Genomic DNA, 13,762 nt, shown 5'->3' on the forward strand with positions numbered 1-13,762 from the left:
AATGATAATTTTAATTTTATTTTTATATTATATGGCTGGGCAGAGTACCAAAGTTTAATATGATAACAAAACAAATAATTATTAATTTATTGTATAAGGTCAATATGATGAATGCAGGCGAAACATACGACATAGTTCATGATTTAAGGGCAGGTCTCAGATCAAAAACTGTTCTGTTTCTGGCTCCTGTAGATGTTCCTGTAGGACGTATTGTTTATTTTTACGTGTCTGATCTGTTACAAAGTGATCCTCAACAAAAAGTTGTCTGGCTTTGCCTGAAAACTCCCTCAAATAAAGTGCTAAGAATGTTCCAGGAATACAAATACGAAATAGATCCTGCACGTATCATGTTCATTGACCTGCTTCCTGCGGGGACAGAACCACATGATGATATCCTGTATTTCTCTTCACCCTCTGACCATACCAAGATAGCCTCGCATGTATCACAACTCTTTGATAAGTTCCCAGGCTCTCTTCTAGTGATCGATAGCATGACAGTGTTAGGCACTGATAACATGCAGGTCGTGGAAAGTTTTATCAATTTCATCAGCACAAAGGTTTCTGAAAAGAACGGTTCTATTACTGCGATATTAGGCAAGGATACTCTCAAAGTTGAATCAGAAGCTCTTATTAAGTCTTTCTTTGAGATAATCGTGGAGCTTACGAACATAGGCGAGATCCATACCGAGATTGGAATGAAAACTCTAGATGCACGGTTCCAGGTTGAAGATGGAAAATTATCTTTTGAATATATTCAGAAAAAGTTAAAGAGAGGTCGTCTGAAGATCCTTATTGTGGACGATGAACCAGACATATCTGATCTTCTGCGACTGTCACTTTCTAATCAGCCCTATGATTTTGTAGTGGCATATAATGGGCAGCAAGCCATCGAAGCTACATTGAGGGAGCGTCCTGATCTGATCCTCCTTGATATAATGATGCCGGATATGGACGGATATGAAGTTGTTGAACACTTAAAGCAGAGCGCAACGTCTGCTAATATCCCGGTGATAATGATCTCTGCAAAGACCGCCATAGAGGACAAGGTGCGCGGCATGGAATTAGGCATCGATGATTACATTGCCAAACCTTTTGATAAGCGTGAGGTCAATGCCAGAATTCGGATGGTTATGCGCCGTTTTGGATGGATCGAAGAAGAGTGACCAAGGGCTGGATGACAAGCACTGATCCAAAGGTATGGTTTCTGGCAAGAACACGTGTCCTTTACCTCAAGCCAATAAGTAAGATATGTCAGATCTTCTCGCAGATGTACGCTATGCTTTCTCTTGCAAAGAGATTTATTTTCTTTTCCCCATTAAGGTTCTTTTCCAGCCTGTTACGAATGTCCCAATACATAGCTGGATCTACTTCGGTCCTGAGTAATACTTTACCATATCCTCGCTTTTTAAGTTCCCTATTTATAGCTTCAGGGACGAACTCTGTATTGAACACTATTCTATAGGTATTCTTTATCAGGGGATGGTCCATGACAGTATTTGAGGTCAGCATCAACCGTTTGTTATCTATTCGGAATATTTCGGCTTTATCCTTCAACTCTTTTATAAGTTCAGGAAGTAATTTCGCTTTTATCACAGCTGGGTCTGGTTCATACAGGTAATTTCCAGGTTTGCTTACATTGATCATCTCTGTCTCTTCAGGAGGTTCTGTTTTCCTGCACATTTTTGTAGGTCCCGGCAAGCCAAGTGCAGATATGGTACAAGTTTTGAGATCTCCGAAATACAGATTCAATCGATTAAGTTCTCCGTCCAGGGACAGGTATTCGAGTTCACAGTCAAAGGATATTCTTTCTGGGGGTAACTGCGGAGGTGCCTCAAAAGCAAAGTTTCTTGTATTTCCTGAATATGCTGCCAGTACATCAGGTATGTGAGGAGTCAGATTATCTATGTCACGCTCCTTCTCTGCCGCGGCTCTTGCGGGGTCGGAGAATACAATATCCACTGCGGGTATCTGTTCTATTACATCATCTGAGAGCGCATCCCCACAAATGAATTCTACATTGTTCAGTCCAAAAAGCTTGCAGTTCTTTCTGGCAAGCTCAAGTTTAGCAGGATCAATTTCAATGGCGTAGACTCTTTCGCATTCTCTTGCAAAATATACTGTTTGCCCTCCTATGCCACAACTAATATCCGCAAGGCTGGAACACTTGAGCCTTTTTGCTCTATATGCGGCTACTGGCCATGGTGTTGCAAAACGCAAACCATCGTCATCAGAATATAACTGCTTTTCAAAATTCTTTCTTCTTGTCACCAGGATCAAATCACTAAATGCATCAATACATTTAAACCGATCCGTCTGAAAATCAATGAAAATGAAAAGCACTGAAATACAATTTACTTGGAATATAATTATATAATATTAAAAGTATACATCTTTCCACCAGAGTAGTGTGAATGTTGTACTATGGGATCCACGCAAATACTAAAGGTCTAAGATGTCAGGGCTTGGTGACAAGATCAAGAACATACGTTCTCTTCTGAAAAAAGGAGGAAAAAATAGATCGATCAATTCTCCTTTTAGTGGTAACTCTGATCCTTTTTCCAGTGCCCCCCCAGGTTTTGGACTGGCACCTGATATTTCAGCTGGAATGTCTTTTTCTCCGGGTGTCCCATCTCCTCCTGGTATGCCTGCAGGTCTCTCCTTTCCTCCTAAGTCTGGCCAGGTAAATCCATCAGGTATTTTCCCTCTGGGAATGCAGTCTCCGGCAGAGAAACCATCAGTTGATGCTGCAGCACTGGAGGCTAATAACAAGAAAATAAAAGAGATAGAAGGCAAAATAGCAAAATCAGAAGTTAGCCTTTCAATGCTGCAGAAGGAAAATGAAGAAGTAGGTAAAACAGTGGCAAAGATGGATAAAAACATCCTTGAATTGCTATCTTTATATGAGATCGTTTCAAATCAGGTGAACCCTTTTGTAGGTGATGATACTGGCAGCAGGGCAACATTAGAAAGATTCGACAAGACTGAAAAAAGGATCAATGAAGTAGGCAATATGCTTGTGATGCTAAAGAATGACCTCGATTCTTTCTCACAGCGCATAAGTTCTTCAGGGTCTACAGACTCAGTTGGTGAAAAGCTACAGGATATGGAAACAAAGTTCGATGCTTTTGCTGATGCAATGGCTATGATGCATGAGAGCATCAATAACCTTTCTGCACGAACCGAGGAACTAAGTGACAAAAATATTATCGTAGATACTAGCATCCTTGAACTCTCAGAAACTATCAGCAAGATCTCCCTCAGAGTTGAAGATATAGAAAAAAATGGGGCTAAAACGCTAAAAAATCAGGCATCTACCCCTACATGTTCAGAGCATACTCTTCCAGAAAATTCAGACATAACCGGTCAGGAGAAATTCAAAGAGATGAATTCTCTTGTAAGACTTGATGTCATACGCCAAGATCCTACAAGCGTTGTTGTGCTCCTCAACTGGATAGAATTCCTGATGGAAAGGGTGGGGCGAAATAACCTGATGGACGCCCTTGATTACTATGTTGATATTGGCTGGATCAGTGATAATGTACGGTCCGAGATCATGGCCTATGCAAGGGGGATCGACTATTACGTTGAGAAACCTACCTGGCGCCTTCTCCCAGAGGACCATACGAAATCCCTGCTGTTCATTGAGAGGCTATGTGGCCGCAAGATAGACAAGAACATGCTGAGTAGCATTGATAGGGAGATGTCAAAGGTCAAGCATGGACTGGAGGAACTTTATGGGCTTTGAGATATCGGCAGTAGTGGCCATCTTTTTTGTGTCTGTCATGGTCATAGCCGCCATGTCATATACAACTATCAGTTCTTCCAATGAGTTGCTTTCGGTTTCTACTGACGAGCACTACTCACTTGTCAATAAGAAACTACAGACAGATATACAAATTGTTGATTCAAGTGCTATAATCCACAATTCAACTTACCAGCTGTCTCTGGAGGTTCTCAATACAGGCAGTGAAACTTTGAGATCGGATGAGATAGATATACTGGTAGATGGTGTTTATATGTATCATTCAACTTCAAGTGCCACAGTCATATGGACCCCAGAAACTTCAGTGGTCTTGAACATCTACGATCTATCAGGTTTTGGCGGCCACAGATTAAAAGTGGTGACTGAGAATGGGATATGTGATTATTATTCTTATAACATTTGAGCACCTTGTTTTAGGAATTAATATATACTAATAATTATATATTATTTTTCAGTATGGTCGATCTTCCCAAAGTTGACAGAAAAGTACTCACTACAGGGCAATTTAGCAAGTTATTTGCAGACGTTACAGGTGAAACTGCTATTACTCATATGATATTCTTCATAGCAGCTGTTGTCATAGCCATGGGAGTTGTTGCTGTGCTTTCCGTCAACATCCAGTCGCTTACGGGAGCTACACATTCAGAAAGTAAGGTCCTATCCGATCAGATTCGCACAGATATTACGATAATAAATGACCCGGAAATAGTACCTTACGACAGTTTCGGAAAACGTTATACCTTTTATGCAAAGAACACAGGAAGTTCAGAGCTTAATACAGAGTTTATTACCGTCCTGGTGGATGGAATGCTCATAGAGCCTGCGGATATGCAGGTCAGCATAATAGACGGGGACGTCTTATGGCGTCCAGGGAATGTGCTGGTTGTCAATGTAACAATGTCATTGTCTCTTGGTCCCGGAGATCATCGTGTTATGATAGCTGCTGAAAATGGAAAGAGTGGCTACATGAGCTTTAAAACAAGAACGTGAGGTGTACATTTGGCAGATGTTTATTCATTCAGTATTACAAGAGACGAGTTCAATGACAAGCTGGGGGGAGGTTTTCCATCGGGTTCATTTGTCGTGATAGAAGGTGGTAGCGGAGGGGGAAAAAGTACCATTACCCAGCGTCTGACATATGGGTTTATAGAGAACAAGACCAGTGTAACTCTGGTCTCTACACAGCTTACTACCAAAGGATTCATAAACCAGATGTATTCTCTTGATTATCCTATTGCTCCTTATCTTCTGAACGGGACCCTGCTCTACATACCCGTCATTCCTCTTGTTCAGGCTGCGAAATCCAGGCTGGACTTTGTTGAAAGACTGATGAGCGCAGAAGAACTCTTCGATAAAGATGTGATCATAATAGACACAATATCATCTCTTATCAAATACAGCGCAAATATTGAAAAAAGCCTGGACCTTATTTCCTTTTTCAAGAAACTGAATGGCATAGGCAAAGTGATCATTCTGACAATAGAACCCAGCCAGCTCAGTGAAGAAATAACTTCCATGTTCAGGTCAAGTTGTGATATATATATCACGCTGAAGTCCAGACCCATGGCCAATGAGGTCAAGAGAACTGTAGTTGTCAATAAGTTCACTGGTGCTAAGGGGCCTGTAGGACAGATCATAGGTTTCAGGATCGAACCCAAAGTTGGTCTGGTAGTGGAGATAGCTTCTGTTTCATGATATAGGAGGTTATATGAATGGATGCTGATTTCCAGAAAGCTATACAAAGGAATCCTCATCTTGGTGAGTATATAGATAAATTCAAGAAAGAAAAAGGTCAGGATGCAGAGCCGCAGTTTCTTGTAAGTCTTTCAAAGGACATTGAAAGTGATAATATCAATATCATCCTTCCTGTGGGGGATCCTATATTCATCCACATTTATGGAACTCCTGAAATGGGTGAAATAAAATACTATGCCATAGAACCCGGTCTTTCGGAGAAAGAAAAGAAGAAATATGATATTATCATGAGCCTTATCCTGGAAAAATCTGCACAGGAGCCGATACCACAATCAGAAACGGAGCTTAAAGAACTGATCACTAAACTATTGAACAGCTCAATAGAAGTGGGTGTGGGAGGCGATCTCAAAGATGGGAAGCAAGGGCCAGGTGTTATTCAAAAACTTATTCCGGTGAAGAAAAAAGTAGCATTGAACCAACAGGAGTATAATAAAATCCTTTATTATATTGAAAGGAATATCATTGGTTCAGGTCCCATCGAACCTATTATCAGGGATCCGTATCTTGAGGATATCCACAGCATAGGTGTAAGTGGTGTTTTTATTGTTCACAAGATATTCGGTATGCTTCAGACAGATATCACTTTTGGGGATGAGGCAGGTCTTGATAGCTGGTTGCGCAGTATGAGTGAACGGATAGGCCGACCTGTAAGCGATGCTCGTCCTATTGCTGACGGTGCCCTTCCGGATGGTTCGCGTATTAACATCATCTACAGTCCGGATATCAGCCGCAGAGGCAGCAGTTTCACAATGCGTAAGTTCATGGAAGTCCCTGTGAGCGTTGTCCAGCTCATAAAATGGGGTGCTCTCAGTGCCGAGATGGCAGCTTATATGTGGATATGTCTGGAGAACGGGCAAAGTATTTTCTTCAGTGGTGAAACAGCAAGTGGTAAGACCACAATGCTGAATGCATGTCTATGTTTTGTAAATCCTAAAGCTAAGATCTACACGGCAGAAGATACGGCAGAAGTGCAGCCCCCACAGCCTGTATGGCAACAGCTGATCACACGTGAGGATGGTCCCGTGGATTCCAGGGTAGACACTTTTGTACTGCTGAAAGCTGCGCTGCGTTCAAGGCCTAACTATATCATAGTAGGTGAGATCCGTGGGGTGGAAGGAGCAGTAGCTTTCCAGGGTATGCAGACCGGACACCCTGTGATGGCAACTTTTCATGCATCAGCAGTGAGCAAGATGATACAGCGTCTTACAGGTGATCCCATAAATGTACCTGTAACCTTCATTGATAACCTTAATGTTGCTATGATCCTTTCTGCAGTGTACAGGAAAGGTAAATTCCTTAGGCGTTGCCTTGCTATTGAGGAGCTGGAAGGATATTATAAAGAAGCTGGTGGTGTGGTCACTAGGGCTGTTTTCCAATGGGACCCCGAGACTGACAGACACAATTTCAGAGGCCTTAACAACAGCTTTATTCTGGAAAACAGAATAGCCGTCAAATTGGGTTATGATGACAAGCGCAAGATATACCAGGATCTGTTCTTACGTGCAAGGATATTGAATGAAATGCGCTCCAGGGGCATAGAGGAATATTATGAGGTACTGGACTTGATAATCAATTTCTATAAACATGGCATTGAAGGATTGCCGTTCTCAGTATAAAGGTGTGTGTGATGTACAGTAAGGCGTTTAATTGCATGGACACGGAACCGGCAACTTATTTAAAAAGGTTTGCCATACCGATCATTGCATTTGGTTTTATATTTTCTTTTTTACTTTATACTGCCCTTCCCAGTTTATTTCAGGGGAGTACAAAGGCTATTCCTATTCTGATCCCCGTAATTTGCATACTCTTTGCAGTGTATTATCCTCTTTCTATCTATGGGGGCCAGGCATCACGCATTGATAACAATATGCATTACTATATCACTCAAATGGGTTCTATCGCAACCGCTGAAACTTCAAGACTTGATATAATAAGGATAGTTTCCGAAAACGAGGAGTACAAGGAGTTAGCCACGGAAACAAAAAAGATCTACAACCTTGTTACTGTGTGGAACATGAGCCTTGCGGAAGCATGCAGGTTCATCTCCAAAAGAACCCCTTCTGTAATATTCGAGGACTTTCTCGATAGATTAGCCCACGGATTACAGTCAGGAGAAAATATAAAAACATTTCTTTTTGCAGAGCAGAATGTTGTAATGAATGAATATGAGTCCATGTACAACAGTGCTATGTACAATGTTGAAATAATCAAGGAACTCTTCGTTTCCCTTGTAATGTCTCTCATATTCCTTGCTTCTTTTGCTGTCATCATGCCCGTGATAACAGGCATGGATGCTGTACTTCTCATGTCAATGGTGGTAGCAACGTTCATAGTAACGGATGTTGTCATCCTTTTGTTTACAAAAGGCAAGGTACCAAAGGACCCTCTGTGGAGCAGTTCTCGTATCATCCCGGATTATAAGATAAAGTTATACCGCTCGATACCGATCTCGATAGGTGCTTGTATTATAATTACCATTATAGTCATAATTTACGGAAAAATTATCACACCCATTGCCATTGCACTTTGCTTAACTCCTCTAATGTACACAGGAAAGGTATGTCGTAAGATCGAAAAGAGCATCCGACGCAGGGATGAAAATTTTCCTGCTTTTATAAGGTCTCTTGGAAGCTCGGCAGGTGCCAGAGGTGGAGTGATAGATGAGGCTTTGAAAGCATTACGTATCCATGACTTTGGTCCTCTTACCAAGGATGTGAACGAATTGTATAAGAGACTTAACACAAGGATAGATAAGTTCAAATCATGGGAATTCTTTTCAGCAAATACGGGCAGTCATCTTATCCAGAGATTCTGCGTTATGTTCGTTGAGGCAACTAACCTTGGAGGCAAACCTGAGATAATAGGTGACATCATAGCTGCGAATTTCCACAGGATAGTAACTCTTAGGAAAAAGAGGGTGCAGTCTGCCTCAAGCCTTGTAGGGGTCCTTTACGGTCTTACTGCTGGAATCGGTTTTACAATGTATATCTCTTTGGGTGTGATCGACCTGATGCAGAGCATGTTCTCCAGTGTGGAAATGCCTGCAGGGATGTCCATGGGCATGATTCTCTATACAAATGTAGGGGACATAGAAGTCCTTTCAATGATGGTGCTCTTGATTATGATAGCACATTCCCTGATGTCTGCCATCCTTATCCGAGTGGTGGACGGAGGTCATATACTCAGTTCTACCATCGATTTTGTGATAATGGTGTGGATATCAGGAATCACAGCTATGGTCACCAGGACTGCGATCTGGTCTCTCCTGGGTATGGGCTGATTAAGAGCAGTCTGAAATCTTGTCCTCAGCCAATAAGTTGTTTAACGCGCTCTGCTATTGTGTTTCCTACTTCTCTTGTTGTGGATATGCCTCCCAGATCAGGTGTGACTATGTTCTGGTTTATAGCAAATTCTATGGCATCCTGTACCAGTTTTGCCTGGTGGTTCAATTCATACCACTCCAGCATCATTTTCAGGCTTAGGATAGCAGCTATGGGGTTAGCTATGCCTTTTCCGGCAATATCGGGTGCACTTCCGTGTACAGGCTCAAAGAACGCATGTCCTTTGCCAATATTCGCACTTGGTACCAGTCCAAGTCCCCCGACCAGGGCAGCAGCCATATCGCTAAGTATATCCCCGAACAGGTTAGTGGTCACTACGACATCGTACCTGTTAGGGTGTACGATAAGGTTGTAAGCCATGGAATCTACTAGGGTGTCGTGGTGATCTATGTGATATGAAGAGGCTGTCTGACGACATACGTCCAGGAACAACCTATCAGATTTAAGCACATTGGACTTATGGGCTATTTCCAGGCGATGCTGCCTGCTTTTGGCAAGTTTGCAGGCATAATCGGCTATCCTTGCAGACCCTTTGCGGGTAATTACCCTTTTAGTGTATGCAACGTCTTCATGGAGCTCCTCTATGCCGGAATACATGCCCTCTGTGTTCTCCCTCACGATCACCAGGTTAAAATCACTTCGCCCTGTGACACCCACAATGCCATTTATGGGCTTTATAGGACGAATGTTAGCGTACATATCAAGCTCCTTTCGTATTGTAAGGAGTACACTCTTATAAGTAGGGTCAGAAGGTGTTGTTATAGCCCCAAATAAGATGCAATCGCACTCCTTCAGGACTGCAAGGTCATCATCGGTGATAGCAGAGCCTGTCTTTTCCCATTTTGCATATCCGAGTTCCACAGGTACTTTTTCCACAGGCAGGGCGAGTACATCCAGTACTTCTATCGCTGCAGGTATGACCTCTTTGCCGATCCCATCTCCTTCCACAACTGCAATTTTCATTGATCATCACCCTGTTCTTTCTTTATCTGCTGTACAAGTTCCCGTATCGCTACTGCTATCTGGAACTCCGAAGCTCCCCAGTGGACCACGGTTCCTTTTATTCCATTGATCGTAGCAAGGCCTGATCTTTCGGACAAGCAGCATCTTGTAATGAAAGGCCTCTGGGGTGTGTAAATATCAGAACGGAATGGGCAGATGTTAATGAAATCATATTGAAGTCCAGGGAATCTTGATTCGAAGAGTTTCCGGGAGATCTCACAACCTACAAGTAATGATCCATCCCCGGTAACAATGTCAGAGTCGAGGCATTTCCCTTTAAGTCCTGATGAAGAACATGGGAAAACGGTTTTTTCTCCTTCGAACTGTCTCAGGTCCTTCATGTTCTCGTTAAACCGTATGCTCAGGTCTCCAAAGATACCGCTTGCCTCAAGTTTTCTGATCATAAGGCTAAGCCAGGAGGGCTCAGGTGGAACCACATCTACAATCTCAAGGTCGATTATTTCAGAGAGGTCCGGTGCGTGCACAAATGTAACATGTCTGTCGAGCCCTGTAAAGATGACTGTATTTACATCTGCCTTACAAAGTTCTGAAGCTTTCTCTATAAGAAGCCGTCTATCTTTGATATTCAATAACGCATCATACTTGAGAACCTGTTTTCCGGAGGCTAAAAGTTCGATCTTTGTGACCTTTCTTAACAGTTCTTCTCCGGTGTGCTCAACCCGATACACTGAGTACTCTTTATCAATATCAGTGAGCTGTTCTACTATGATATACCGGCTTAGGAAATATACAGGTTCGTCATCTGCATCGTCAGGATGTATCCCGGTAACTCCCACGTACTTGTACTCTTCAGGGAATATCATTACAACCTCTATTTTTTCCCCATCATGGATCTGCGGTGGGCTACAAGTCCTCCATCATTGAGTATTTCAAGAAGGAAATCTGGCAGTTTATTACCTGAATATTGTTTTCCATTCACGGTGGCCTTTCCGTTTTCCAGGTCAACTTCTATCTCATCTCCTTCCTGGCACTGCACATCGGCTTCCATCAGAGGGAGTCCAACGTTTATGGCATTGCGGAAGAAAATCCTCCCGAAGGATCTGGCCACAACACAGGCAACTCCTGCAAATTTGAGGGCAAGGGCAGCCTGTTCCCTTGAAGAGCCGCATCCGAAGTTATTGCCGCCTACTACTATATCCCCGGGTTTTATCTTTTTGGAAAAATCAGGGTCTATACCTTCCATTGCATGATCAGCGAACACCTGCATATCCGTAGTGCGGAGATATTTTCCAGGTATTATTACGTCTGTATCGATATCGTCTCCAAATACCCATACTTTTCCTTTAATCATTTTTACACTCCTATAGTACTGCCCTTAAGGATGTCGTTTTCACTGACCCTTACTTCTTTTATCACACTGCCATAACTGATCTGGTATGGTCTTGTAGGAGCAACATCAAACTGGGTCTGGCCGGTGATCGGTCCTTCTGTCGAGTATGGAACTGTGAATGAATATGTTCCGTTTGATGTCATTGTCTGTGAATACATGAATGAACGACCCAGGCTTGTACTAATTATCGTACTTATGGTCACATTCTCACCAGCAGGGGCAGTTCCTGTGATCTTTGCTCCTTCTACATATTCGAATATCTTCACATAACCTGTGTTATCTTCTTTGATGCTTCCACTGAGGAGCACGTTGTACACGTTCTTATATCCAGCTTCCTGACTCTGGGCGGTGCTAGGTGATTCATGAACCATACGGTAGTGCTTCAGACCATTACCGTCAAAAATATGCAGTTTTGCTTCCATGGAATTGTAGTAACGTTCACTAGGTACGGTTACTACTCCCTGATCACTCTGTACGGGTATGTAATAATTGTTAGTGTCCATTGTCCATGCAGTCATGGCATAGAATTTCCCAGTGGCCATTTCAATATCAGACATGATATATCTGGCTCCCGTTTTTTCAGGGTCCGGATGTATGGCTTCAAGGACTGCAGTGGCTTCTTCTTCACTAGAAGCTGTGAAGAATGTGGATGCACCAGGCTGATTCTCTTCTCCAATGTTACTTCTGCGCCCACCGATGCCTTGCTGGAAGGGGTTGGCATTTGGCAGTCGGCGTGCAATGGCCTCTATCTCGTGACCATAGTCCCACCAGGACATCACACCATAAGCTGTATCAGGGTAATCGAATATTTCCCCTTTCTCCGGCGCATCGTATATCTTAAGGAAATCAATGCCCGGGTCAGGAGTATTGGCTTCCATCCAGAAAAGTGCTTCCAGCCAGTAGTCGTTCGCCCCGCTGGTATACTGTGACTGCTGCATGGCAAGGCTATAACTTGGATACGCTACAAGCAACAGCAGAAGGAAAATGGTTGTCAGGTGGGCAATTTTGACATTCTTGCTCAAACACCCTGGAAGTTTCCCGATGGAGTTCATCTTGTCGTGACAGGCATCTTCGATCTTCTTCCATCCCGTCATGTCAAGGACCTTTGCTGCGAAGTACCCGGCCAGCACTGCAACGTTGATCGAGTAATAATATGCAAAGCGGTTCTGTCCGTATATGGCAAGCAGCATGATGAAGGCCCACACAAGGATGAGTAGTTCTTCCGGTTTTTTGTCTTTCCAGATGCTGAAGGCCAGCATTACCATTGCGATCAATGATAAAAAGAATCCGGTGGCGAAGTTGTACCAGACCGAACTGAGGGTGAAGACACCACCGCGGTAGAAGATGGATGAGACTTCACCGATGGTGTTAAAGCCGCCGGTCTTTGCAGAGAAGATAGTTGCAGATATGCCTGTAATTGAACCAAATATTGAAGGCGATATCACTTTGATCGCCAGAAGCCCGATTATTAGTGTAGCGATCAATGCTATCGGGTAATATATGGGTTTAAGTCTTTTATCATTGAGAACTTTGTGGACAATGCTCATGTATAAAAAGGCAAAAATAGCTGCAAGTGCAGTTGCAACATGGAACCATGAATAGATATAGGCACTGAATCCCATATCGGGTTTTATAAATGGGATAACGGGTAGCAGTCCCGCAATAAAAGTAATGATCCCTATTATTCCCAAATATTCAGTCGATTTGTTGTTAAGGTGATCTACAGTATATTGCACTGCTGCAAATATGACAATGATCATACCGAACATCGGGGCACCCGGCCAGGTAAGTTGATAGGCTGCATACATAAGCCCCGCAAGTATTGCAAATATTATTGGCCGGGCCGCTTCTTTGCTCTTGCTCTGCAGCATCTTTAAAGAAAGTTCCCTCTTTTTTGCTTCGATTAATGCAATCAAGAAGAACAACATCAATAATGAACTGAACAAAGTTTCTGCCACATGATGATCCGTAAAGATGATAGTTGAACGGCTAAGGAATTGTCCAGGGGCGATGGCTATAAGAAAAGCTGCAATAACACCGGTTTTTCTGTCCTTCAAGTACTTACCGATGTAGTATACGGGAATAACTGTAAGGGCACCCAGCACAGTCGGGAAATAAGCACCAATGATGTTTACAAGGCCTGTATCCGGATTACCAAGCCCTAGAATCAGTGCTGTCAACGCGATCATATGATCTAAAAGTGGTCCGAAATGTATGTAAGCTCCATTTGGGAAATTTGTTAATGGGTTGTAGAACATGCCGTGAGGGTAGTTGTGTAAGAGCACTTCTACAATGCGCATATGGTATAAGGGGTCGTTACTGAACCTGACAAAGCCGTTTGGCAGGAACACGCTGTCACGGGGACGAATCCTTATATAAAATGCAATCAGTGCACTTATAATCACAAAAAGTGCTGCCAACCAACTGGTTTGACCTCTTTCCTTTACCGATATACTTGATATCTTTGATATCTTTGTCATATTATGGGACACCTTTTGATTATGAAACTCGTTTCATGATACTTACTTATCAGAAAATATCTATCAAGAT

General features: G+C 42.8%; 12 protein-coding genes. 7 read left to right on the top strand and 5 right to left on the bottom strand.

Going from position 1 to position 13,762, the window contains the following annotated elements; genetic code table 11:
• Positions 1–104 precede the first annotated feature (104 nt).
• A complete protein-coding gene (locus METHO_RS02300) occupies positions 105–1,163 on the top strand; it encodes a response regulator transcription factor (RefSeq protein ID WP_015323907.1) in 1,059 nt (352 codons plus the stop codon).
• An 88-nt stretch (positions 1,164–1,251) separates the two neighbouring features.
• On the opposite strand, the gene METHO_RS02305 is transcribed toward METHO_RS02300, so the two are convergent.
• Positions 1,252–2,268 carry a methyltransferase domain-containing protein gene (locus tag METHO_RS02305; protein ID WP_052309362.1) on the bottom strand — a complete coding sequence of 339 codons (1,017 nt, stop codon included), beginning with the start codon at positions 2,266–2,268 and terminating at the stop codon, positions 1,252–1,254.
• A gap of 184 nt (positions 2,269–2,452) precedes the next feature.
• Here METHO_RS02305 and METHO_RS02310 point away from each other — a divergent pair, with 184 nt between their 5' ends.
• Genes METHO_RS02310 through flaJ form a run of 6 tightly spaced genes read left to right on the top strand, consistent with a single transcriptional unit; the run spans position 2,453 to position 8,798 of the window.
• Positions 2,453–3,745 (top strand): FlaD/FlaE family flagellar protein, encoded by a 1,293-nt coding sequence (locus METHO_RS02310; protein WP_015323909.1) that lies wholly within the window; start codon positions 2,453–2,455, stop codon positions 3,743–3,745.
• Positions 3,717–4,166 (top strand): hypothetical protein, encoded by a 450-nt coding sequence (locus METHO_RS02315; RefSeq protein ID WP_172635179.1) that lies wholly within the window; start codon positions 3,717–3,719, stop codon positions 4,164–4,166. Before METHO_RS02310 ends, METHO_RS02315 begins: the two co-directional genes overlap by 29 nt.
• Positions 4,167–4,219: 53 nt before the next feature.
• Positions 4,220–4,753, top strand: a complete 534-nt coding sequence (locus tag METHO_RS02320; RefSeq protein WP_015323911.1) for a flagellar protein G — start codon at positions 4,220–4,222, stop codon at positions 4,751–4,753.
• A 9-nt stretch (positions 4,754–4,762) separates the two neighbouring features.
• The gene (locus tag METHO_RS02325; RefSeq protein WP_015323912.1) at positions 4,763–5,458 is read left to right on the top strand and encodes an ATPase domain-containing protein; all 696 of its coding nucleotides are present in this window, start codon (positions 4,763–4,765) and stop codon (positions 5,456–5,458) included.
• Between the two features lie 17 nt (positions 5,459–5,475).
• Positions 5,476–7,134: a type II/IV secretion system ATPase subunit gene (locus tag METHO_RS02330; protein ID WP_015323913.1), complete on the top strand. Its 1,659-nt coding sequence runs from the start codon at positions 5,476–5,478 to the stop codon at positions 7,132–7,134.
• A gap of 35 nt (positions 7,135–7,169) precedes the next feature.
• Positions 7,170–8,798, top strand: coding sequence for an archaellar assembly protein FlaJ (flaJ, locus tag METHO_RS02335; protein ID WP_015323914.1), 1,629 nt, complete (start codon positions 7,170–7,172; stop codon positions 8,796–8,798).
• Positions 8,799–8,823: 25 nt separating this feature from the next.
• Here the strand turns inward: flaJ and METHO_RS02340 are convergent, their stop codons facing one another.
• The 4 genes from METHO_RS02340 to METHO_RS02355 are packed head-to-tail and all read right to left on the bottom strand — an operon-like array spanning position 8,824 to position 13,692.
• On the bottom strand, positions 8,824–9,822 hold the full coding sequence (locus METHO_RS02340) for an isocitrate/isopropylmalate family dehydrogenase (protein ID WP_015323915.1): 999 nt from the start codon (positions 9,820–9,822) through the stop codon (positions 8,824–8,826).
• Positions 9,819–10,685: a DUF7714 family protein gene (locus METHO_RS02345; RefSeq protein WP_015323916.1), complete on the bottom strand. Its 867-nt coding sequence runs from the start codon at positions 10,683–10,685 to the stop codon at positions 9,819–9,821. Before METHO_RS02345 ends, METHO_RS02340 begins: the two co-directional genes overlap by 4 nt.
• Before the next feature lie 8 nt (positions 10,686–10,693).
• Positions 10,694–11,173 carry a 3-isopropylmalate dehydratase small subunit gene (locus METHO_RS02350; RefSeq protein ID WP_015323917.1) on the bottom strand — a complete coding sequence of 160 codons (480 nt, stop codon included), beginning with the start codon at positions 11,171–11,173 and terminating at the stop codon, positions 10,694–10,696.
• Between the two features lie 2 nt (positions 11,174–11,175).
• On the bottom strand, positions 11,176–13,692 hold the full coding sequence (locus METHO_RS02355) for an oligosaccharyl transferase, archaeosortase A system-associated (RefSeq protein ID WP_015323918.1): 2,517 nt from the start codon (positions 13,690–13,692) through the stop codon (positions 11,176–11,178).
• Positions 13,693–13,762 lie beyond the last annotated feature (70 nt).

This window comes from Methanomethylovorans hollandica DSM 15978 (genome assembly GCF_000328665.1).
Classification (GTDB): Archaea; Halobacteriota; Methanosarcinia; order Methanosarcinales; family Methanosarcinaceae; genus Methanomethylovorans; species Methanomethylovorans hollandica.

What these genes read in the sequence shown, in the direction of transcription:
- METHO_RS02350 (WP_015323917.1), bottom strand. Translation starts at nt 11,173, where the DNA reads ATGATTAAAGGAAAAGTATGGGTATTTGGAGACGATATCGATACAGAC.
- METHO_RS02315 (WP_172635179.1), top strand. Translation starts at nt 3,717, where the DNA reads ATGGACTGGAGGAACTTTATGGGCTTTGAGATATCGGCAGTAGTGGCC.
- METHO_RS02345 (WP_015323916.1), bottom strand. Translation starts at nt 10,685, where the DNA reads ATGATATTCCCTGAAGAGTACAAGTACGTGGGAGTTACCGGGATACAT.
- METHO_RS02320 (WP_015323911.1), top strand. Translation starts at nt 4,220, where the DNA reads ATGGTCGATCTTCCCAAAGTTGACAGAAAAGTACTCACTACAGGGCAA.
- METHO_RS02340 (WP_015323915.1), bottom strand. Translation starts at nt 9,822, where the DNA reads ATGAAAATTGCAGTTGTGGAAGGAGATGGGATCGGCAAAGAGGTCATA.
- METHO_RS02300 (WP_015323907.1), top strand. Translation starts at nt 105, where the DNA reads ATGATGAATGCAGGCGAAACATACGACATAGTTCATGATTTAAGGGCA.
- METHO_RS02355 (WP_015323918.1), bottom strand. Translation starts at nt 13,692, where the DNA reads ATGACAAAGATATCAAAGATATCAAGTATATCGGTAAAGGAAAGAGGT.
- METHO_RS02330 (WP_015323913.1), top strand. Translation starts at nt 5,476, where the DNA reads ATGGATGCTGATTTCCAGAAAGCTATACAAAGGAATCCTCATCTTGGT.
- flaJ (WP_015323914.1), top strand. Translation starts at nt 7,170, where the DNA reads ATGGACACGGAACCGGCAACTTATTTAAAAAGGTTTGCCATACCGATC.
- METHO_RS02310 (WP_015323909.1), top strand. Translation starts at nt 2,453, where the DNA reads ATGTCAGGGCTTGGTGACAAGATCAAGAACATACGTTCTCTTCTGAAA.